A 20621-nucleotide genomic window follows, 5' to 3' on the forward strand; every position below is an offset into this window, starting at 1 on the left:
CCATTGTCCATCGTGGTCGTCCGGGTGCCCAGGGCGTTCCCCGGCCCGCCCGTCGACGCGGCCGGGCGCGCCGGCGGCTCAGCGCGTGGCCGTGCGGCTGCTGATCAGCGCCTCGACGCCGTCGAGGATCCGGTCGAGGCCGAACCGCCACTCCGCATCGAGTTCCTCGTCCAGCTCGTCCTCGGCGTCCGCCAGCAACTCCCGGACCGCCGGGTACGGGCCGTTGCGGGTCAGTCGTTCGAGCTGCTGCCAGTACCGCGCGCCGACCTCGTCCGGGCTGAGTTGCTCCCGTGCCGCGGCCTCGGTGAGGTCGGCGGTGAGCGTGGCCCAGTACCGGGCGTACCCGCTGACCAGCAGGATCGTCGAGAGTCGCTCGACGCCGCGCAGACCGGTGCCGCGCAGGGCGGCTAGCCCCTGCTCCATCCAGCGGACCCCGTTGGGGCCCATCGGCGGGCCGCCGATGGGGATCTGCCGGATCCACGGGTGGCGGTGGATCGCCGCGACGTTGGCGTGCGCCCAGCGGGCGAGGGCCGGCCGCCAGCCCTCGTCCGGGCCGCGTGGCGCGGGTGGGTCCCCGTAGCCGGCGTCGGCCATGAGTTCCAGCAGGTCGGTCTTGGCGGAGACGTAGCGGTAGAGCGACATGGTCCCCACGCCCAGTTCGCCGGCCACCCGGTTCATCGACACCGCCGCCAGCCCGTCGGCCTCGGCCACCCGGATGCCGGCGGCCACCACCTGCTCCATGGTGAGGCTGCGCCGGGGGCCCTTGCCGGGGCGTTCCCGCAGGCCCCAGGCGAGCTCGATGCTCTCCGGCAGCTCGACGTCGGCGTCGCTCATCCCACCTCCCGGTGCGTGTTTGACCGCCATCCTAACTTCTGCGTATGGTCTACGCAGAACAGCGTACGTCATACGCAGAAGGCGGAGGGTGAGGGGTGATGGAGACAGCAGCGGTGCAGACCGTCGACCTGTGCAAGCGCTACGGCGGGGTGGCGGTGCTCGACGGGCTGACCATGCAGGTGGCCCGGGGCAGCGTGCACGCCCTGCTCGGCCCCAACGGGGCGGGCAAGACCACGACCGTACGGATCCTGGCCACGCTGACCGCGCCCGACGGGGGCGCGGCCCGGGTGGACGGCCACGACGTGGTCCGCGACCGGCGCCGGGTGCGGCGGGCGATCAGCCTCGCCGGGCAGCACGCGGCGCTCGACGACCAGCAGACGGGCGCGGAGAACCTGCGCATGATGGCCCGGCTGGCCGGGCTGGCCCCGGCCGCCGCCCGGCGGCGGGCCAGCGACCTGCTGGAGCGCTTCGACCTGGTCGTCGCCGGCGGCCGGCGGGTGGCGACCTACTCCGGCGGGATGCGCCGCCGTCTCGACCTCGCGGCCAGTCTGGTCGGCACGCCGTCCGTGATCTTCCTCGACGAGCCGACGACCGGCCTCGACCCGCGCAGCCGGCAGGGCCTGTGGGAGGTCGTCGCCGAGCTGGCCGGGGCCGGGGTCACGGTGCTGCTCACCACGCAGTACCTGGAGGAGGCCGACCGGCTCGCCGACCGGATCGCCGTGCTGCACGACGGCCGGCTCGCCGCCGAGGGGAGCGCGGCCGACCTCAAGCGCCGCTTCGGCGCCCACCGGCTGGAGCTGACGCTGCGCGACGCGCAGAGCTTCGCCGCCGCCGGGCAGCGGCTCGGCGACCGGGTCACGCACCGCGACCCGGCCCGCCTGGAGCTGGCGGTGGCCACCGGCGGCGACGCGGCGGAGATCCGCCACCTGCTCGACCATGCCGACCCCGACCGGCGGGGCCTCGCCCGCTTCGTCGTCCGCGAGGCGACCCTGGACGACGTCTTCCTCACCCTCACCGGCGACCCGGTGACCGCCCACCCGGAGGTGGCCCGTGTCTGAGCTGACCCTGCGTCCGACCCGCGCCGGCGAAGCCGTCGTCATGGTGGCGCGCTGCCTGCGGCTGTCCCGCCGCAACGTCGACGCGCTGCTCACGTCGCTGCTGCTGCCGGTGCTGCTGATGCTGCTCTTCGTCTACCTGTTCGGCGGCGCGATCGACACCGGCACCCGCTACGTCACCTACGTGGTGCCCGGCGTCCTGCTGCTCTGCGCGAGCTTCGGCGCGGCGAGCACCGCCGTCAGCGTGACCACCGACCTGACCAACGGGGTCATCGAGCGGTTCCGCACGATGGACGTCAGCGCCACCGCGATCCTCGGCGGGCACGTCGTCGCCAGCATCGCCCGCAACGCCGTCTCCACCGTGCTGGTGCTGGCCCTCGCCGTCGCCATCGGCTTCCGCCCTGCCGTGGACCCGCTGCGCTGGCTGGCCGCGTTCGGGGTGCTGCTGCTCTTCCTGCTCGCCATGTCCTGGCTGTCGGCCGCGTTCGGCCTGCTGGTCCGCACCCCGGAGGCCGCCAGCGGCTTCACCTTCCTGGCGATGTTCCTGCCCTACCCGAGCAGCGCCTTCGTGCCGGTGGAGACGATGCCGAGCTGGATCCGCGGCTTCGCCGACCACCAGCCCGTCACACCCGTCATCGAGACGCTGCGCGCCCTGCTGCTGGGCACCCCGACGGGCACGGCCCCGACCCTGGCGGTGGCCTGGTGCCTCGGCGTCCTGGCCGTCTCGGTGCCGCTGACCGCCGTGCTGTTCCGCCGCCGCGTGGCCTGACCGCGTGCCACCCCGGGTACGCGACGGCGGCACCGGACCTCGTCCGGTGCCGCCGTCGTCTACGCGTCAGTCGTTGAGCACCTGGGAGAGCCGGTCGCGGAAACGCCGCTCCGAGTCGCTCACCACGTCCCCGCCGAGGCCCAGGATGCCGCCGCTGGACGCCGCGCCCACCACCTGCTCGGCGATGTCCACGAGCCAGTGCTTGTACGCGCCGGCCTCGCCCTCGTCGGTCCGGGCGGCCAGCAGCACCGCCGCCTCCCTGGCCCGGCCCAGCACGTCCTCCAGGTAGGCGCGCGGGTCGGACGGCGCGATGACCGGCAGTTCCTCGCCCGCCTCCGGGTCGCCGACCCGCGAGACGATCTCGCCGGCCACGGCCGCGACCAGCGGGCTGGCCGACTCCCGGCCGGCGGCGATGGTCTCCAGCCCGGCCGCGTTCTCGGCCATGGTGCGGCGGGTGCCGTCGGACTCGGCGGCGCTCGCCGCGGTCAGCACCGACTGCGGCAGGCCGACCAGCAGCCCCCACTCCTCGTCGGAGAAACCGAACCCGGTGTACGCCGGCTGCTCGATCACGGCAACGCCCCTTCCGTACTGATGTCGCTCGTCGTCCGCGGCCCCGACAGGGGGAGCCCGGCTCAGGCTAGTCGAGGGTCAGCAGGCCCTGTTCGGACACCACGCTGACGGACAGCGTCTTGTACCCCACCTCGTCGAAGAGAACCGTCATCCGGTCCTCCTCGTAGCTCAGCACCAGGCCGTGCCCCCACTCCGGGTGCCGGACCTGGCTGTGCACGGGGAAGGGCCCCACCGAGCCGTCGTCGGGGGTGCTGGTGCCGGCGTGGCAGTTGTCGCAGTGCCCACAGACCTCGGTCATCTGCTCGCCGAAGTACGCCAGCAGCGTCTGCCCCCGACAGGCGGTGGTCTCGGCGAAGGCCCGCATCATGTCCGTACGCGAGCGGGTCACGGTCTGCTGCCGCTCGGCCTCCGCCAGGGCCGCGGCGGCGGCGTCCACGGGCGCGGGGGAGTAGCGGGGGGCGCCGATGCGCTGCTTCGCCCTCGGCTCGGCCGCGCCCACCTGCTCCAGCAGGGCCAGGTACTGGCCGAGCTTGCGCGGGCCCAGGCCGGTGACCTCGCGCAGTTCCTTCTTGTTGCGCGCCTTCTTGCGCAGCAGCGCGGACAGGTCGCGCAGCTCGTCGGGGTCCGGCAGGCCGCCGCTGAAGAAGCGTTGCAACCCGACGTCCTCGGCCTGCCACAGCAGCAGCACCCGGGCCGGGGCGCCGTCGCGGCCGGCCCGCCCGATCTCCTGGAAGTAGCTGTCGGGCGAGTCCGGCAGCGCCATGTGCGCCACCCAGGCGATGTTCGGCTTGTCGATGCCCATGCCGAACGCCGAGGTGGCCACCATGATCGGTACCTGGTCGGCGAGGAACGCCTCGTGCAGCTCGGCGCGGGCCCCGGCCGCCATCCCGCCGTGGTAGTACTGGGCCGGGAAGCCGGCGTCGGTGAGCCGGGCCGCCAGCTCCTCGGCGGAGCGCCGGGTGGGCACGTAGATGATGCCGGGGCGGGTGTCGTCGCGCAGCAGGGCGGTCAGCCGCCGCCACCGGTAGTCCTCCGTCGGGCAGTGCGCCACCTCGAGGAACAGGTTCGGCCGGTCCAGCCCGGAGACGACCACCTCGGGCTCGGTCAGCCGCAGCCGGGCGATGATGTCGTCGCGTACGGGCGGGGAGGCCGTGGCCGTCAGCGCCACCACCGGCGGCCGGCCGATGCCGTCGATGAGGTGGCCCAGCGCCAGGTAGTCGGGGCGGAAGTCGTGCCCCCAGGCCGAGATGCAGTGCGCCTCGTCGATCGCCACCAGCGCCGGCTTCAGCGACCTGACCTCGGCCATCCGGTCGGGGTTGGCGAGCTGCTCCGGGGTGATGAAGAGGAACTCGGCCCGCCCGTCGCGGATCTCGGCGATCGCCTCCGCCTGCTGGGCGGCCGACTCGTTCGAGCTGATCCGCACGGCGCGCAGTTCCGGCCGCTGCCGCTCGTTGAGCGCCGCGATCTGGTCCTGCTGGAGGGCGAGCAGCGGGGAGATCACCACGGTCGGGCCGGGGATCAGGCTGGCCGGGATCTGGTAGATCGCCGACTTGCCGGCACCGGTGGGCAGCACCACCAGGGCGTCACGGCGCTTCATCACCGCCCGCATGGCGGCCAGCTGGTGGGGCCGCAGTGCGGTCCAGCCGAAGAGGCTCTTCGCCGCGCGGCGCAGTGTCGTCGAGTGCGTGGACAGTTTCATCGAGGGCCGGAGGTACCCGACGTGTTCAGCGGCGAAACCGGCGGCCCGGGTGACGTCGGCGACCCGACGCGCGGAGAGCCGGTGGGAGGGACCCACTCGTGCTGCCGTCGGTTGCCGTCACTCCGCCAGGTAGCCGGTAGCGGGATCGATCTCGGCGAGAAAACCGCGGATGGCCTCCTCCATCGCGGCCCGGCTCATCGGGGCACCGGCAGCGCCGGAGAGGCCGAAGCCGTACTCGTGCGGCCCGCTGAGCCAGTCGAAGTCGTACGTGCCGGGCTCCCCGGTGCGTACCCGAACCCGGAAGTCGTGCCCGTCGACCGTCAACATGACGGGATCGCCGGCATGGCGGGGCGACTGGTCCTCGGGCGCGATGCCCGGCTCCGGCTCACTGGCCACGGCTCCTCCTTGTCGGTCGTCAGGGCGGGGGAGGGCGCCGGGGTCGGGCAGATCCTCGACGCGCTGCTCGTCGTCGCCGGTGGCGGGCTCGCGCCAGGCGAACGGGTCGGTGCTGAGCGTCGCGCCAGCTGCTCCGGACGGATTCCTCGCCACCACCCTCGCTGGCGTCCTTTTCGGCGCCGCCACCGGTGCGGCCCTGTTCTGGCTGGTGGCGCGGCGACCTGCGCCCGTGCCCCGACTCATCGGCACGCTGGTGATGGTCGCACTGCTCCCGGGCGTCGCCCTGACCTGGAGGGACCTGGCCGCGGACATGCTCGTCGAGCCGGTGTGGCCCATCTGGCGGGCGATCACCCCCCCCGCCTGGTGCCACTGTGGCTCGTGCTCCTGGTGGTGGGGCCGATCGTTCTCGCGAGGTCGCAGACGCTGACCGCTCACGTCCGTGACGCGGGGGTCGCCGCGCTGGAAACCAGCCCGGGCACCGGCAGGGTCGGCTAGCCGACGGCGCACGCCACTTCCTGCCATCGCCGGGTGCGCGCGGCCGTGCCGGGCGTCGGGCTCGCGCCGAGCCCGGGCAGCCCCGCCGGAGGGGCCGGCGCGGTCAGCGTACGCGGGGGAAGACCTCGCGCTGGTAGAGGTCGAGCAGGCCCTGCCAGTCCGGGCCGGTGTTGGCCACGTAGACCTCGTCGAAGCCGGCCTTGGCGTACTGGTCGATCTTCGCCAGGTGCGCGTCGGTGTCCCGCCCGCAGACGAACGCGTCCTTCATCATCTCCGGCCGAACCAGCTCGGCGGCCTGCTCGAAGTGCCGCGGCGAGGGCAGCACCTGGGACAGCTCGCCCGGCACCCCGGCGTTGGGCCAGCGCTCGTACGCGATCCGCACGCCCTCCTCCTCGGTCGGCGCGTACGCCGCCTTGAAGCCGGCCTGGCACGGTTTGTCGCCGCCGCCGTTCTCCCGGAACCGCCGGACGAGTCCGGCGTCGGGCGAGGTGTTGACGAAGCCGTCGCCGATGCGTGCGGCCAGGTCGACGGCCTTGGGGCCGAAGCCCGAGACGTACACCGACGGGGGAGTCTCGGGCAGCGTGTAGATCCGGGCGTGCTCGACGGTGTAGTGCTTGCCGTGGTGGTTGACGAAGCCGCCCCGCCACAGCTCGCGCATCACCTCGACGGCCTCCTCCAGCATCTCCAGCCGCACGTCGGTCTGCGGCCAGGCGTCGCCGAGGATGTGCTCGTTGAGCGCCTCGCCGCTGCCCACCCCGAGCACGAACCGGCCGGAGTGCATGACGACGCTGGTGGCCGCCGCCTGCGCCACGACGGCCGGGTGGATGCGCACGGTCGGGCAGGTGACGGCGGTGGTGACCGGGAGCTGGCAGACCTGGCTGAGCGCGCCGATGACCGACCAGACGAAGGGGCTCTGGCCCTGCGCGTCCGTCCACGGGTGGTAGTGGTCGGAGATCCAGAGCGCCTCGAAGCCGGCCCGCTCCGCTCCGCGCGCCTGTTCGAGCAGCTCGGCGGGCGTGTACTCCTCGGTGGACAGAAAGTAGCCGATCCTCATCGTTCCCCCTCGCGGTTTCCTACCGGTCCAACGAGGCAGGCGGTACCCCGACGGCCGCCGTCGAACCGCGGGCGCCGGCGCCGGGTGGCGCCTCAGCGCCGGAACATCGCGCGGATCGCGGCGAGCAGCAGCAGGCCGCCGACGACCAGGCCGAGCAGGCGTACGCCGGGGATGTCGGCCGGGCTCGTCGCGTCGGCCAGCAGCAGGGGATCCATCCCCGAACTGTCCCCAGCTCCGCGCCGGACGGCAACTGTAAGGTTTATTGACTATTTCTTCGCGCGGTGTGACCATGTCAGCACCGCCGCGGGTGGCGGGCCGCCGGGCGCGGAGAAGACGGGGGTACGACGACCGCATGAGCGAGCGACACAACAGCCACCACGCGGGCGGGCCGGCGTGAGCGGGCGCGACGAGAGCCTGGCGGCCCTGGCCGCGGCCGTCCTGCAACCGGGGTTCGTCGGCACCACACCGCCGCCGTGGATCTGCCGCTGGCTCGGCGAGGGCCTGGGCTCCGTGGTGCTCTTCGCCCGCAACGTGGTCCAGCCGGAGCAGGTGGCCGCGCTCACCGCCACCCTGCGGGCCGAACGCCCCGACGTCATCGTCGCCATCGACGAGGAGGCCGGCGACGTGACCCGCATCGAGTCCGCCCGGGGCAGCTCCCGGCCCGGCAACTTCGCCCTCGGCGCGGTGGACGACCCGGCCCTGACCGAGGAGGTCGCCCACGACCTGGGCGCCGATCTCGCCGCGCTGGGCGTCACCCTCAACTACGCCCCCGACGCCGACGTCAACTCCAACCCCGCCAACCCGGTGATCGGCGTACGCGCCTTCGGCGCCGAGCCCGCGCTGGTCGCCCGGCACACCGCCGCCTGGGTACGCGGCCTCCAGGCGGGCGGGGTCGCCGCCTGCGCCAAGCACTTCCCCGGGCACGGCGACACCAAGGTCGACTCGCACCACGACCTGCCCCGCATCACCGCCGACCGGGCCCGGCTCGAGGCCGTGGAGCTGGCCCCGTTCCGGGCCGCCGTGGCGGCCGGGGTGCAGGCCGTGATGACCGGCCACCTGCTGGTGCCAGCGCTGGACCCGGAGCTGCCGGCCACCCTCAGCGGCCGGATCCTCGGCGGGCTGCTCCGCGACGAGCTGGGCTTCTCCGGCGTCGTCGTCACCGACGCGGTGGAGATGCGGGCGGTCGCCGACCGGTACGGCTTCGCGGGCGCGGCGGTCCGCGCCCTCGCGGCCGGCGCCGACGCGATCTGCGTGGGCGGGGAACGCGCCGACGAGGAGTCGGCCCGGCTGCTGCGCGACGCCATCGTCGCGGCGGTCGTCTCCGGCGAGCTGCCGGAGGAACGGCTCACCGAGGCGGCCAAGCGGGTGGGGCAGCTCGCCGCCTGGACCGTCGCGGCCCGGGCCGAGCGGCCGAACCGACGCCGCCCCACCGCCGCCGGTTCGGCCGTCGGGCTGGCCGCCGCCCGCCGGGCGCTGCGGGTCACCACCGCGCCCGCCGGCGTCGGCGCCCTGCCGCTGGCCGGCCCCGCGCACGTGGTCGAGTTCGAGCCGCCCCGCAACATCGCGATCGGTCCGGAGACCCCGTGGGGAGTCGCCGCCCCGCTGGCCGACCTGATCGCCGGCACCACCACCGCCCGCTACGCCGAGGCCGACGTGCCCGCCGACCCGACCACCGGGGCGGCCGGCCGGTGCGTGGTGCTGGTGGTCCGCGACCTGCACCGGCACGACTGGATGCGAGCCTCGGTGGACCGCGCGCTGGCGGCCCGCCCGGACGCGGTCGTGGTCGAGCTGGGCGTTCCCGAGCTGGTCACCGGGGCGGTGCACGTCGCCACCCACGGCGCCACCCGGGCCGCCGCCCACGCCGCCGCCGGCCTGCTCGCGGGCCGCTGACCACCGCCGGCACCCGGCGCCCGTAGCCGCCTCCCGGCACCCGACCGGGGCGACGGCGTCGAGCGGAGGCCGCAGAGGCGCCGTCGACCAGCACGGCCGGCCCGACCGGTGCCCCCGGGCTACGGCTCGGGGGTGACCAGGTCGGCGTACTCGAGGTGACGGTCGATGAAGGCCGCCATGAACGGGCAGCGCGGCACGACGGTGGTGCCGCGCTCGCGCAGCTGGTCGAGGGTGCCCCGGACCAGGGCCGCGCCGACGCCCATGTTCTGGAACCTCGGGTCGATCTCGGTGTGGGTGAAGACCAGCACCTCGCCGCGTGGCAGGTACGCGGTGAACCCGGCCAGCGCGTCGTCGACCAGGATCTCGAACCGGTGCTTGGCGGGGTTGTCCTCGACCAGGGTGCTCACGCGGCCATTCTGCCCCCGCCGGCGGCGAGGCGGTCCAGTTCGCCGAGCAACCGGTCCACCTCGTCGGCCGTGTTGTAGTGGTAGAGGCTGGCCCGCACCGCCCCGCCGCTGTCGCGCAGCCCCATCGCCTGGAAGTACTCGTACGCGTAGTAGTCGCCGGCGGAGAGGCAGAACCCGGCCGCGCCCAGTTCCTCCTGGGTCCGCTGCGGCGAGAGCCCGGCCAGCCGGAAGGACACCGTCGGGCAGCGCCGGACGGGGGAGCCGAGCACCGTGACGCCGGGCAGCGCGGCCAGCCCGGCGAGCAGCCGCCGAAGCAGCGCCTCCTCGTACGCCTGCGCGGCGCCCAGCCCGGCGAGCAGCCGTTCGCGCCGGCTGCCGGTGGCCGTCGGGTCCAGCCCCGCCAGGTGGTCCACGGCGGCGGCCACGCCGGCCAGCAGGGGGAAGCTCGGGGTGCCGTACTCGAAGCGGTCCGGCACCGCGTCGGAGGAGGGCAGCAGCTTCGCCGGGCGCAGCCGCTCCCACGTCGCCGGGGCGGCCACCATCGCGGCCAGGTGCGGCCCCGACCACTTGTAGGCGCTGGTGACCAGGAAGTCGGCGCCCAGGGCGGCAAGGTCGGTGGGGCCGTGCGGCACCGAGTGCACCCCGTCGACGCAGACCAGCGCCCCGGCGGCGTGCGCGGTGGCGGCGATCGCCGCCACGTCCGGGACGGTGCCGGTGGCGTTGCTGCCCGCCGTCACCGCGACCAGGCGGGTGCGCTCGCCGACCAGCTCCGCGTAGCGGGCCGCCGGCAGCTCCGCGGTGTCGCGGTCGAACTCGGCCCAGCGCACCGTCGCACCGGCCGCCTCGGCGGCCTGCACCCAGGGGCGTACGTTCGCGTCGTGGTCCAGCCGCGACACGACGACCTCGTCGCCGGGCCGCCATCCGGCGCCCAGGGTCCGGGCCAGGGTGTACGTCAGCGCCGTCGCGCTCGGCCCCAGCACCACGCCCCCGGGCTCGGCACCGAGCAGGTCGGCCACCGCCGAGCGGGCGGCGGCCACCATCTCCAGCGACCGCCGGCCGGGTGCGAAGGCGGCACTGCGGTTGCCCACCGCCGCCCGCATGGCGGTGGTGACCGCGTCGACGACTCCGGCGGCGGTCTGGGTGCCCCCGGCCCCGTCGAGGTGGACGAAGCCCTCGGCGAGGGCGGGGTAGGCGGCCCGGGTGCGGGCGATGTCGAACGGCATGCCCGGGACCCTAACCCCTGCCACGGGTGCCCACCTGGGCGGATGATCACGCGCTGCCGCGGTGGCCGGCGTCTCGTACCCTTGGCGGGGTGACGAACCGACGTGTTGCCTCCCCCCTCACCCCCGCCCGCCGAGCCGCCGGCCTGCTGGCCGGCCTGGCGCTCGGCGTCGCCGTGCTCGCCGGTTGCAGCTCCGAGGGCGCCAGCACCGACTGCGGCCTGGACGCCTGCACGGTCACCTTCGACCGGGGCGTGAACGCCAGCGCCACCATCCTCGGCGTCGAGGCCAAGCTGATCGGCGCGCAGGACGACCAGGTGACCGTCGAGGTCGCCGGCGAGCAGCTGTCGCTGACCATGGGCCAGCAGGCCGCCGAGGCCGGCGGCTTCGCGGTCACGCTGGACAGCGTCACCGACCAGGAGGTCAAGATCCGGGTGTCGAGGAGCCCGGGCAACTGACCTGGCCGGGGGCGGCGGTGGCCGACGTTTGGAAATCTTCGTATTCGGTGATTGTGGCGCCATGTCGCTTACCCGGAACGCCGAAGCCACCGCCTCCCGCACCGCGAACAGCAGGTGGCTCGAACTGTTGGCCAGAGCCGGTTTCATCGGCTACGGCATCGTGCACCTCCTGTTCGCCTGGCTGGCGTTGCAGATCGCGTTCGGCAAGCCCGCCGCCGACGGCGACCAGGCCGGCGCGCTGCGCACCCTCGCCGCCCAGCCGCTGGGCAAGTTCCTCGTCGTCACCATCGCGGTCGGCCTGCTCGCCATGGCGATCTGGCAGGCGCTGGAGGCGGCCGTCGGGCACCGCGCCGAGCGCGGCAAGGAGCGCGTCTGGGAGCGGCTCGCCTCGCTGGGACGCACCGTCGTCTACCTCTACTTCGCCTGGACGGCCTTCAAGGTCTTCAGGGACGCCGGCTCCAACAGCGCCGACAAGCAGGAGGCGCTGACCGGCAAGCTCATGGAGTCCTCCGGTGGCCGTTGGCTGGTCGGCCTGGCCGGGCTCGGCCTCGCCGCGATCGGCGTCGGCCTGGTGATCTACGGGCTGATCAAGCGCTTCGAGAAGCACCTCAAGACCGGCGAGATGAACGCCAGGACGCGGCAGCTCACCCGCCGGCTGGGCATGGCCGGCTACATCGCCAAGGGCGTCGCGTACGGCATCTCCGGCCTGCTGATCATCCTGGCCGCCGTCAACTACGACCCCGAGAAGGCCCGCGGCCTGGACGCGGCCCTGCGCACGCTGCGCGACCAGGCGTACGGCCAGATTTTGCTCACCCTGGTGGCGCTCGGTATCGCCGCCTTCGGTGTCTTCTGCTTCCTCCAGTCCCGGTATCGCAAGGTCTGATCCTGGTCGATTCCGGCGTCGCCGGGCACCATTGGGGCTTTGCCCGAAGCCATGTGTCCGGCGCCAGTAGGAGGAACAACCTGTGCAGAGCTATCTCGGGACGATCGTCGCCGCGCTCGCCGCGGCGGCGATCGCCCTGTTCGCGGTCGAGGTCGCGCACCGGGTCATCCGGCGGGTGGGCCGGCGCTCGCTGCTGTTGACCGAGCTCACCGACCACGCGCACCGGTCGATCCAGGTCGCCGCCACCGTCCTCGCCGTCCAGTTCGCCGTGCGCTTCAGCACCGGCTACGCGGTCGGCGAGCAGTGGCGCCAGGCGCTGCTGCACCTGCTGGTGCTCGGCGTGATCGCCAGCGTCGCCTGGCTGGTGGCCTCGCTGCTCGTCGTGGCCGAGGACACCGCCCTGGTCCGCTTCCGGGTCGACGTGCCCGACAACCGGCACGCGCGGCGGGTGCGGACGCAGGTGGTCATGCTGCGCCGGCTGACGATCGCGGTGATCGTCGTGCTGACGATCGGCGTGATGCTGATGACCTTCCCGGCCGTACGCGGCATCGGCGCCGGCGTGCTGACCAGCGCCGGTGTGTTCGGCGTGGTCGGCGCGCTGGCCGCGCAGAGCCTGCTGGGCAACGTCTTCGCCGGTCTCCAGCTCGCCTTCAGCGACGCGGTCCGCCTCGGCGACGTGGTGGTGGTCGAGGGGGAGTGGGGCCGCGTCGAGGAGTTGACGCTCAGCTACGTGGTCGTGCAGATCTGGGACGACCGGCGGCTGATCCTGCCCACCTCCTACTTCACCAGCAAGCCGTTCCAGAACTGGACCCGCACCGAGGCGGCCGTGCTGGGCACCGCCGAGTTCGACGTCGACTGGTCGATCCCGGTGCAGGCCATGCGGGAGGAGTTGCGCCGCCTCGCGGAGGGCACCGACCTGTGGGACGGCCGGGTCTGCGTACTGCAGGTGACCGACGCGACCGGCGGGACGGTCAAGGTGCGCGCCCTGGTCAGCGCCGCCGACGCCGGCAGCCTGTGGGACCTGCGCTGCCTGGTGCGCGAGCACCTGGTCACCTGGATCCGGGACCACCGGCCGACCGCCATGCCCCGGATGCGTACCGAGATCGGGGACGTGGAGAGCAACCTGCCGTGGCAGTGGGTACGCCCCCGCCGGCCGGTGCGTCGCCGTACCGACGCCGCCGACGTACCCGACGACGCGCGGGTCTTCGGCGGCAGCGACGACGGCGACGCCCGCAGCGAGGCCTTCGTCGGCCCCGACGAACCCGCCGACTCCCGCCGCTGACCCACCCACCCGTGCCGGGGGCGCCGGCCGCCCCGGGCCCGGCCCCGTGTCGATCATGCAGTTGCGGCGCCCCGCAGAAGGTGCGTAGGTCGCGTGGAGCCCACCACAACTGCACGATCGGCGCAGCGGAGGTCGGGGCGGGGGAGTGGGGTCGTGACCTGTGGGGGGTGGGGGCGTTGGTGGTGTGGGTGGGTTGTGCCTGCTGGGGGCGCCCGGAGTGGAGTGCGGTGGCTCGGGGGGTTTGACCGGGCGTTTCGTGGGGACCTGCTGCGCGACGCTTCTGCACCTTCTTCCGCGCCGTGCGGCGGCTCGGGGGGCCCGGCGGTCCGGGTGCACCGGCGAAGGATTGACGGGCGGCGACTCCGGGCATACAGCGCGGTGATGAGGAAAGGAGGACAGCATGGCTGACGTGGCGAACGCCCGCACATCCCGCAACGGGAGCGAGCCGTCCACCGCCGAGCTGGTGCAGCGGGCCACGGAGCAGGTCTCCCGCCTGGTCCGCGACGAACTGGCCCTGGCCCGGGCGGAGCTGACCGAGAAGGGCAAGCACGCCGGTATCGGTATCGGTCTCTTCGGCGGTGGCGGGGCGCTGGCGCTCTACGGCCTGGGCGCCCTGGTCGCCACCGCGATCCTGCTGCTCGACCTGGTGCTGCCGGCCTGGGCGGCGGCCCTGATCGTCGCGGTGGTGCTCTTCGCGATGGCCGGCATCCTGGCCCTGGTGGGCAAGAAGCAGGTCAGCCAGGCGGTCCCACCGGTGCCGCAGGCCGCGGTCCGTAGCGTCCGGGCGGACGTGGACACGGTCACCGCCGCCGTGAAGGACAGGGGACGGGCATGACGACGGGCAACGGCCGGGGCAGCGGCGACACCGAGGCGCTGCGGGAGGAGATCCGGCGGACCCGGGTCGAGCTGGGCGAGACGATGGAGGCGTTGGCGGCCAAGGCCGACGTCAAGGCGCGCCTGAGGTCCTCCGCCGACCAGGCGAAGGAGCGGATGCGGGGCCAGGCCGCGCAGACCGTGGCCCGGGTGCGCGGGCAGGCGACGCAGAAGGCGCAGCTCGCGCGGGGCCAGGCGCAGGAGACGGGCGAGGTCGTACGGCGTAACCCGACGCCGTTCGTCGCCCTCGCGGCCGGGGCGGTGGCCGCAGTGATCGTGTTGATGATCGTTCGGGGGAGGCAGCGGTGAGCAAGGGTATCGGGAAGGCCGCGTACAAGCCGGTCGGCGTGCTGATGGGCATCGCCGCCGGTGCGGTCGCGGGCGCGATCTTCCGGCAGGTGTGGAAGATGACGGCGGGCGACGGCGAGGCACCCAGCGCCACCGACGAGGACCGCGGCTGGGGCGAGGTCCTGGCGGCGGCGGCGTTGCAGGGCGCGATCTTCTCGGTCGTCCGGGCCGCCGTCGACCGGGGCGGCGCGGTGGGCGTACGCCGGTTCACCGGAAGCTGGCCGGACTGACCCGACGACGACGAAAAGGATCCCCGCACCGGCGCCCTGGTGCGGGGGTCTTTTCGCACGGGGACAAGGGCCCACCCAGCGGATCTTCGCCATCCGTCAGGTCACATGTCGAAGAATTTCGTCCGGTACTCTGTGCAGAGTTTTCGCTACGTGGTTTGCTGTTCCACGCTGTTGAGAGATGGCGTGGGTTGAGTGAAGTCTCCTTCGTGGGGGCCGCCTCAGGCACCGCTGCTCGAAAACGGCCAATCGGCCGCACGGCGTGCTCGGCCGCCAGTTTTAGAAGGAGATACACATGGCGCAGGGAACCGTGAAGTGGTTCAACGCAGACAAGGGCTTCGGCTTCATCACCGTCGACGGCGGGGGTGCTGACGTGTTCGTCCACTTCTCGGCCATCCAGACCAGCGGCTACCGCACGCTGGAGGAGAACCAGCGGGTGGAGTTCGAGATCGCCCAGGGTCAGAAGGGTCCGCAGGCCGAGCAGGTCCGCCCCATCTGAGCAGTGCCGGTCGGCAGCCGCCGGCCAGTGGTGATCCGGCGCCCGGATCACAGCGAAGCCCCGTATTCCGCCCGGGATGCGGGGCTTTCCGCGTACCGCGACGCCGGAGCGGTGTGGCGGCTGCGGGGGCGCTCAGCGGCGCCTGCGGGCGCGCAGCCCGAACCAGAGCACGACGAGTCCGACCAGGACGACGAGCGGCCCGAGGGCGGCCCAGAACCGCCGGTCGGTCATCACGCTGCCCTCGACGTAGCCGAGGCCCTGCACCGTCCACAACGCACCGCCGACAACGGCGAGCAGTCCGAGGGTCAGCGGCAGCCAGCCCTTCATCGCGATCCCCCTCCGTCGGTCCGGGCCCCGGTCGCCCGGCTCACCACCGGTCGTGCACCCGGGGGCGGACGAGTTCGTCGTAGACCTCCGCCACCGCCGCCAGTTCCCGTCGCGTCAACGGCGCCTGACCGGCCACGGCGGCGTTGCCCCGGGCCTGGGCGGCGTCCCGGGCGCCGGGGATGACCACGGTGACCCCGGGCTGGTCGACGACCCAGCGCAGCGCGAACTGGGCCATGGTGCGACCGTCGCCGACCAGCGGCGCCAGCCGGCGTACGGCGGCCAGGCCCAGCGTGAAGTCCACGCCGGAGAAGGTCTCGCCGACGTCGAACGCCTCGCCGTGCCGGTTGTAGGTGCGGTGGTCGTCGGCGGCGAAGGTGGTGTGCTCGTCGTAGCGGCCGGAGAGCAGCCCGCTGGCCAGCGGGACCCGGGCGACGATGCCGACCCCGGCGGCGGCAGCGGCCGGGAGCACCCGGTCGAGGGGCTTGTGCCGCAGCGCGTTGAGGATGATCTGGACGCTGGCGACGCCCGGCCGGGCGATGGCGGTGAGCGCCTGCTCGCAGGTCTCCACGCTCACCCCGTAGCCGGCGATCCGCTCCTCGGCGACCAGGGTGTCCAGCGCGTCGAAGACGGCGTCGTCGGCGACGACGGCGGAGGGCGGGCAGTGCAGCTGCACCAGGTCCAGGGTGTCGGTGCCGAGGTTGCGCCGGGACCGGTCGGTCCACTCGCGGAAGTGCGCCAGGGTGTACGCCTCGGGCGTCTGCGCGACCCGGCGGCCCATCTTGGTGGCCACGGTCAGCGCGGCGTCGGGCCGGCTGCGCAGGAACCGCCCGATGAGCTGCTCGCTGCGACCGTCGCCGTAGACGTCCGCCGTGTCGAGGAAGGTGACCCCCGACTCGACGGCGGCGCTCAGTACGGCGGTGGCGTCGGCCTCGCTGACCGTGCCCCAGTCCGCGCCGAGCTGCCAGGCGCCCAGCCCGATCACCCCGACGTGCCGCCCCAGCCGGGGGAAGGTGCGCTGCTGCATGGGACTGAGCCTAGTGATCGCCTTGTCGTGCCGCGCGCCGGCCCGTACGGTTAACAAGACGAACGTACGGTTTGGGAGGTAGTGATGTGGGATCCGACGACGTACCTGCGCTACGGCGACGAGCGCTCCCGGGCCTTCCACGACCTGCTCGCCCGGGTCCCCGCGCAGCGACCCCGCGCGGTGGTCGACCTCGGTTGCGGCCCGGGCAACCTGACCGCCACCCTCGCCCAGCGGTGGCCGGACAGCCGGGTCGCCGGCCTCGACTCCTCACCCGAGATGGTCGACCGGGCCGCCGCCACCGCCCCCGGGGTCCGCTTCGCCGTGGGCGACGTGCGGCACTGGCGCCCCGCGTCCGACGTGGACGTGGTGGTCAGCAACGCGGTGCTCCAGTGGGTGCCCGGGCACCGGGAGCTGCTGACTCGCTGGGCCCGGCAACTGCCCGCCGGCGCCTGGCTGGCCGTGCAGGTGCCGGGCAACTTCGACGCGCCCTCGCACCGGGCGCTGCGCGAGCTCGCCGGGCGGCCGGCGTGGCGCGCCGACGTGGCACCCCTGCTGCGCCGGCCCCCGGCCGACGACACCGCCGTCGGCTACGCGGAGCTGCTGACCGGTGCCGGCTGCGCGGTGGACGCCTGGGAGACTACCTACGTGCACCTGCTGCCGGCCCGCGCCGACGCGGACCACCCCGTGCTGAGCTGGCTGGAGGGCACCGCGCTCCGGCCGGTCCGGGCGGCCCTGGACGCCGACCGCTGGTCCGACTTCCGGGCCGAGCTGGGCGTACGCCTCGCCGAGGCGTACCCGGTGCGGCACGCTCAGGTGCACTTCCCGTTCCGCCGCGTCTTCTTCGTCGCCCGCACCGGCGCCCGCGCAGAGGAGAACCTGTGACCGACCTGCAAACCTTCATCGCCGGACTGCCCAAGGTGGAGCTGCACGTGCACCACGTCGGCTCCGCCTCACCCCGGATCGTCGCCGAGCTGGCGGCCCGCCACGAGAGCCGCAGCCCCGTGCCCGCCGACCCGGCCGCGCTCGCCGACTACTTCGCCTTCCGCGACTTCGCGCACTTCATCGAGGTCTACCTGAGCGTCGTGGATCTCATCCGCGACCCCGACGACGTCTGGCTGCTCACCCACGAGGTCGCCCGCGAGCTGGCCCGCCAGCAGGTCCGCTACGCCGAGCTGACCGTCACGCCGTACTCGCACGTGCACCGGGGGATCCCCGCGCCCGCCTTCTGCGAGGCGATCGAGGACGCCCGCAAGCGGGCCGAGGCCGACTTCGGCATCGAGCTGCGCTGGTGCTTCGACATCCCCGGCGAGGCCGGCCTGGCGGCTGCCGAGGAGACGCTGCGCATCTGTCTGGAGCAGCGCCCGGACGGGCTGATCAGCTTCGGCCTCGGCGGCCCCGAGATCGGGGTGCCCCGGCCGCAGTTCAAGCCGTACTTCGACCGGGCCCGGGCGGCCGGGCTGCGCTCGGTGCCGCACGCCGGCGAGACCACCGGTCCCGGGACCGTCTGGGACGCGCTGCGCGAGCTCGGCGCCGAGCGGATCGGGCACGGCATCTCCGCCGCCCGGGATCCGGAGCTGCTGGCGTACCTCGCCGAGCACCGGATCGGCATGGAGGTCTGCCCGACCTCCAACGTGCGCACCCGGGCGGTCGCCGCCATCGAGGAGCACCCGCTGCGGCAGCTGGTCGACGCCGGCCTGCTGGTCAGCATCAACTCCGACGACCCGCCGATGTTCGGCACCACCCTCAACGACGAGTACGCCGTCGCGGCCCGGCTGCTCGACGCGGGGCCGCAGGGGCTGGCCGCGCTGGCCCGCGACGCGGTGACCGCCTCGTTCCTGGATGCGGCGGCGAAGCGGCGGATCACCGCCGAGATCGACGCCTACCTGGCCACCGCCACCGACTGAGCGCGAAGAGGGGACGGCGCGCGGCGGGAGGAGGTGTGGGGGGACCGAGTCTCCCGCCGCGCGCCCGGCTCCACCGGCCGGTGGGGTGCCCCGAGGCATTGGCCGGTGGAACTGATGGGTTCGGATTCGATCCTGTCAGCGCCGGCCCGCCACGGCAGCGCGGTTAACTCCGATCTAAGGAAGACTTGCGCCGCCGCACAACCGGCCCGTCTTCCCGGGATCGGCGTGCGGGCCGCCGCCCCGCACGCCGCGTCAGTCGTCGGTGGGCCGCTGACGGGGCCAGCGGCGGCTGCCGGTCTTCTGCTCCCGGGCCATCCGGCCGACCAGGCCGAAGCGGCTGACCTGCCGGGGCGTCGCCTCCGGGTCGGCGAGCAGCATGACCACGCTCGCCCCGCCCAGCCGGGCCCGGTCGATGCTCACCGAGCCGTTCGCCTGCAACGCCACTCGCTTGGCGATGTCGAGCCCCAGCCCCGTCGAGCCCTGGTCGCTGGCGCCCCGGCGCAGGGCCCGGTCCGGGTTGGCGATCCCCGGACCGGCGTCGTCGATCCGGATGGCCACGTACCCGTCGCGGCGCGAGACCGCCACCTCGAACGCGGTGCCCTGCGGGGTGTAGCGGAAGACGTTGCCGATCACCGCGTCCAGCGCGGCGGCCAGCTCGGCCCGGGGCACCGGCGCGGGGATGCGCAGCTGGGCGCCGCTGACCCGGTGCGGGCGGTTCTGGTCGCCGGCCAGGGCGGCCCAGAACACCATCCGGTCGCGTACCACCTCGCTGACGTCGCACATCGCCGGCCCGGCCTCGTGCGCGACGGCCTTGCGGGTGGTCTTGATCAGCACGTCGATCTCGCCCTCGAGGGTGACGATCGCCTGCCGGATCCGCCGGATGCCCCGGCGGCGGTCCAGCTCCGCCTCGCTGAACGAGCCCACGCTGGTGTCGTCGGACTCCAGCGCCTCGGCGTCGAGCCGCAGCACCGTCAGCGGGGTACGCAGCCGGTGCGACAGGTCGGCGACCAGTTCCCGCTCGTCGGTACGGGCCGCGTCCAGCCGGTCCGCCATCCGGTTGAAGGCGTGCCCGGCCTCGGCCAGCTCCCGCGGGCCGCTCGGGTCGACGCGTACGCCCTGGTCGCCGTCGCCGATCGCGAGCGCCGCGCGGACCAGGCCCCGGGCCGAGTCGACCGCGCGGGCGGCGACCCGGTCGACCACCAGCACCGCCGCGCCCACCAGGGCGGCGGCCACCCCGAGCAGCAGCAGCCACCGGCTGTTGCCGGTCAGCGCGGACTCGGGCACGAAGACCTCGACCACGGCCGTGGTGTCGCCGAGCACCACCGGGTCCAGCCGGAGCACGCCACCCTCGACGTCGACGACCACGGAGCGCCGCTCGGCCCGGGCCCGCTCCAGGCTCGCGGCGTCGGCCCGGGCCGTGGACTCGTCCACCCCCAGCCCGTGCACGACGGGCCGGGTGGCCGGGTCGTCGCCGCTGGCCGCCACGGCGCGCTCCACCACGGCGGGGTCGGTGCTGACGGTGAGCGCGCCGGTCACCAGCGCGCTGCGCCGGGCCGCGTCCGCGATGGCCTCCTCGCGCGCCCGGTCACCGAGACCGACGGCGAGCGGGACGAGGAACGCGAGCGCGACCAGGGCGCACATGCCGGCCGTGAGCAGGGCCAGCGACGGCCTCAGTCCGGCGCCACCAGCCGGAAGCCGACCCCCCGCACGGTGCGCAGGTAGCGCGGCTTCGCCGCGGACTCGCCCATTTTGCGGCGCAGCCAGTACAGGTGAACGTCGATGGTCTGGTCCTCGCCGACCGATGGCTGCCGCCATACCTCCTCCAGAAGTTCCCGGCGGGACACTACCCGGCCCGGCCGGGCGGCGAGATAGGCCAGCAGGTCGAATTCCTTGCGGGTCAGCGCCAGCGGCTCACCGTCGAGGTGGGCGCTGCGCTCGCCGACGTCCACCCGCAGCCCGCCGACGCTGTGCACGGCCGGCTGCACCGTCCGGCTGGCCCGCCCGGCCCGGCGCAGCACGGTGGTGATCCGCGCGTCGAGGTGCGCGCCGGTGAACGGCTTGACCATGTAGTCGTCGGCCCCGGCGCGCAGCAGGCGTACCACCGACTGCTCGTCGTCGCGGGCGGTGGCGATGATGATCGGCACGTCGGTGATGCCGCGCAGCATCCGCAGCGCGTCCGAGCCGTCGAGGTCGGGCAGCCCGAGGTCGAGCACCACGAGGTCGGGGGTCTCGGCCGCCACCCGGCGCAGCGCGTCCAGCGCCGTGCCGACGGCGTGCACGGCGTGCCCCCGGTCGGCGAGGGATCGCAGCATCGCGCCGCGTACGACGTGATCGTCTTCGACCAGGAGCACGGTGGCCACAGCAAGACCGTACTCGTGGTGGCAAGTCGATCGCGTTTGCGGCGCAC

The 20621-nt window shown here is 74.1% G+C and carries 24 protein-coding genes; 12 read left to right on the forward strand and 12 right to left on the reverse strand.

The window, feature by feature from the left end; translation table 11 throughout:
- Window positions 1–78 precede the first annotated feature (78 nt).
- Complete coding sequence (locus CLT72_RS01205; RefSeq protein WP_199184443.1) at window positions 79–834, reverse strand: TetR/AcrR family transcriptional regulator; 756 nt, start codon at window positions 832–834, stop codon at window positions 79–81.
- Between the two features lie 98 nt (window positions 835–932).
- Between CLT72_RS01205 and CLT72_RS01210 the strand changes: the two genes are divergently transcribed.
- Together CLT72_RS01210 and CLT72_RS01215 are read left to right on the forward strand one after the other, a co-directional pair.
- Window positions 933–1892: an ATP-binding cassette domain-containing protein gene (locus tag CLT72_RS01210; protein WP_101409151.1), complete on the forward strand. Its 960-nt coding sequence runs from the start codon at window positions 933–935 to the stop codon at window positions 1890–1892.
- A complete protein-coding gene (locus tag CLT72_RS01215; RefSeq protein WP_250100642.1) occupies window positions 1885–2658 on the forward strand; it encodes an ABC transporter permease in 774 nt (257 codons plus the stop codon). The genes CLT72_RS01210 and CLT72_RS01215 overlap by 8 nt, the downstream gene beginning before the upstream one ends.
- Before the next feature lie 66 nt (window positions 2659–2724).
- Here CLT72_RS01215 and CLT72_RS01220 read toward each other — a convergent pair whose 3' ends face one another.
- The 5 genes from CLT72_RS01220 to CLT72_RS32495 all read right to left on the reverse strand — a co-directional run bounded on the left by CLT72_RS01220 (window position 2725) and on the right by CLT72_RS32495 (window position 7087).
- A complete protein-coding gene (locus tag CLT72_RS01220) occupies window positions 2725–3228 on the reverse strand; it encodes a hypothetical protein (protein ID WP_101409152.1) in 504 nt (167 codons plus the stop codon).
- 67 nt (window positions 3229–3295) lie between these two features.
- Complete coding sequence (locus CLT72_RS01225; RefSeq protein WP_101414864.1) at window positions 3296–4927, reverse strand: RecQ family ATP-dependent DNA helicase; 1632 nt, start codon at window positions 4925–4927, stop codon at window positions 3296–3298.
- A gap of 117 nt (window positions 4928–5044) precedes the next feature.
- Window positions 5045–5476, reverse strand: a complete 432-nt coding sequence (locus CLT72_RS32095) for a hypothetical protein (protein ID WP_199184444.1) — start codon at window positions 5474–5476, stop codon at window positions 5045–5047.
- Between the two features lie 445 nt (window positions 5477–5921).
- The gene (locus CLT72_RS01235; RefSeq protein WP_101409153.1) at window positions 5922–6872 is read right to left on the reverse strand and encodes a TIGR03557 family F420-dependent LLM class oxidoreductase; all 951 of its coding nucleotides are present in this window, start codon (window positions 6870–6872) and stop codon (window positions 5922–5924) included.
- 92 nt (window positions 6873–6964) lie between these two features.
- Window positions 6965–7087: a hypothetical protein gene (locus tag CLT72_RS32495; RefSeq protein ID WP_255474757.1), complete on the reverse strand. Its 123-nt coding sequence runs from the start codon at window positions 7085–7087 to the stop codon at window positions 6965–6967.
- A gap of 178 nt (window positions 7088–7265) precedes the next feature.
- Here CLT72_RS32495 and CLT72_RS01240 point away from each other — a divergent pair, with 178 nt between their 5' ends.
- Complete coding sequence (locus CLT72_RS01240) at window positions 7266–8762, forward strand: glycoside hydrolase family 3 N-terminal domain-containing protein (RefSeq protein ID WP_101409154.1); 1497 nt, start codon at window positions 7266–7268, stop codon at window positions 8760–8762.
- A gap of 119 nt (window positions 8763–8881) precedes the next feature.
- On the opposite strand, the gene CLT72_RS01245 is transcribed toward CLT72_RS01240, so the two are convergent.
- Window positions 8882–9169, reverse strand: coding sequence for a GNAT family N-acetyltransferase (locus CLT72_RS01245; protein WP_101409155.1), 288 nt, complete (start codon window positions 9167–9169; stop codon window positions 8882–8884).
- On the reverse strand, window positions 9166–10392 hold the full coding sequence (locus CLT72_RS01250; RefSeq protein ID WP_101409156.1) for a cysteine desulfurase-like protein: 1227 nt from the start codon (window positions 10390–10392) through the stop codon (window positions 9166–9168). The genes CLT72_RS01245 and CLT72_RS01250 overlap by 4 nt, the downstream gene beginning before the upstream one ends.
- A gap of 89 nt (window positions 10393–10481) precedes the next feature.
- On the opposite strand from CLT72_RS01250, the gene CLT72_RS01255 reads away from it, so the two are divergent.
- From CLT72_RS01255 to CLT72_RS01285, 7 genes are all read left to right on the forward strand, one after another.
- Entirely contained in the window at window positions 10482–10847 is a 366-nt protein-coding gene (locus CLT72_RS01255) for a hypothetical protein (RefSeq protein WP_101409157.1), read from the forward strand.
- A 61-nt stretch (window positions 10848–10908) separates the two neighbouring features.
- On the forward strand, window positions 10909–11730 hold the full coding sequence (locus CLT72_RS01260) for a DUF1206 domain-containing protein (protein WP_101409158.1): 822 nt from the start codon (window positions 10909–10911) through the stop codon (window positions 11728–11730).
- A gap of 82 nt (window positions 11731–11812) precedes the next feature.
- Window positions 11813–13012 (forward strand): mechanosensitive ion channel family protein, encoded by a 1200-nt coding sequence (locus CLT72_RS01265; RefSeq protein WP_101409159.1) that lies wholly within the window; start codon window positions 11813–11815, stop codon window positions 13010–13012.
- A gap of 400 nt (window positions 13013–13412) precedes the next feature.
- A complete protein-coding gene (locus CLT72_RS01270) occupies window positions 13413–13847 on the forward strand; it encodes a phage holin family protein (RefSeq protein ID WP_101409160.1) in 435 nt (144 codons plus the stop codon).
- Entirely contained in the window at window positions 13844–14194 is a 351-nt protein-coding gene (locus CLT72_RS01275) for a DUF3618 domain-containing protein (protein WP_101409161.1), read from the forward strand. Before CLT72_RS01270 ends, CLT72_RS01275 begins: the two co-directional genes overlap by 4 nt.
- On the forward strand, window positions 14191–14463 hold the full coding sequence (locus tag CLT72_RS01280; protein ID WP_101409162.1) for a DUF4235 domain-containing protein: 273 nt from the start codon (window positions 14191–14193) through the stop codon (window positions 14461–14463). Before CLT72_RS01275 ends, CLT72_RS01280 begins: the two co-directional genes overlap by 4 nt.
- 292 nt (window positions 14464–14755) lie before the next feature.
- Entirely contained in the window at window positions 14756–14959 is a 204-nt protein-coding gene (locus CLT72_RS01285; protein ID WP_007075740.1) for a cold-shock protein, read from the forward strand.
- A 132-nt stretch (window positions 14960–15091) separates the two neighbouring features.
- Here CLT72_RS01285 and CLT72_RS01290 read toward each other — a convergent pair whose 3' ends face one another.
- Both CLT72_RS01290 and CLT72_RS01295 read right to left on the reverse strand, forming a co-directional pair.
- Window positions 15092–15286: a hypothetical protein gene (locus CLT72_RS01290; RefSeq protein ID WP_089001054.1), complete on the reverse strand. Its 195-nt coding sequence runs from the start codon at window positions 15284–15286 to the stop codon at window positions 15092–15094.
- Window positions 15287–15326: 40 nt separating this feature from the next.
- A complete protein-coding gene (locus tag CLT72_RS01295) occupies window positions 15327–16310 on the reverse strand; it encodes an aldo/keto reductase (protein ID WP_101409163.1) in 984 nt (327 codons plus the stop codon).
- Window positions 16311–16394: 84 nt separating this feature from the next.
- On the opposite strand from CLT72_RS01295, the gene CLT72_RS01300 reads away from it, so the two are divergent.
- Both CLT72_RS01300 and CLT72_RS01305 read left to right on the forward strand, forming a co-directional pair.
- Window positions 16395–17192 (forward strand): trans-aconitate 2-methyltransferase, encoded by a 798-nt coding sequence (locus tag CLT72_RS01300; RefSeq protein WP_101409164.1) that lies wholly within the window; start codon window positions 16395–16397, stop codon window positions 17190–17192.
- A complete protein-coding gene (locus CLT72_RS01305) occupies window positions 17189–18214 on the forward strand; it encodes an adenosine deaminase (protein WP_101409165.1) in 1026 nt (341 codons plus the stop codon). The genes CLT72_RS01300 and CLT72_RS01305 overlap by 4 nt, the downstream gene beginning before the upstream one ends.
- A 252-nt stretch (window positions 18215–18466) precedes the next feature.
- On the opposite strand, the gene CLT72_RS01310 is transcribed toward CLT72_RS01305, so the two are convergent.
- On the reverse strand, window positions 18467–19855 hold the full coding sequence (locus tag CLT72_RS01310; RefSeq protein WP_199184445.1) for a HAMP domain-containing sensor histidine kinase: 1389 nt from the start codon (window positions 19853–19855) through the stop codon (window positions 18467–18469).
- 29 nt (window positions 19856–19884) lie between these two features.
- Complete coding sequence (locus tag CLT72_RS01315; RefSeq protein ID WP_089001050.1) at window positions 19885–20574, reverse strand: response regulator transcription factor; 690 nt, start codon at window positions 20572–20574, stop codon at window positions 19885–19887.
- Between the last annotated feature and the right edge of the window lie 47 nt (window positions 20575–20621).

This window comes from Micromonospora sp. CNZ309, assembly GCF_002846525.1.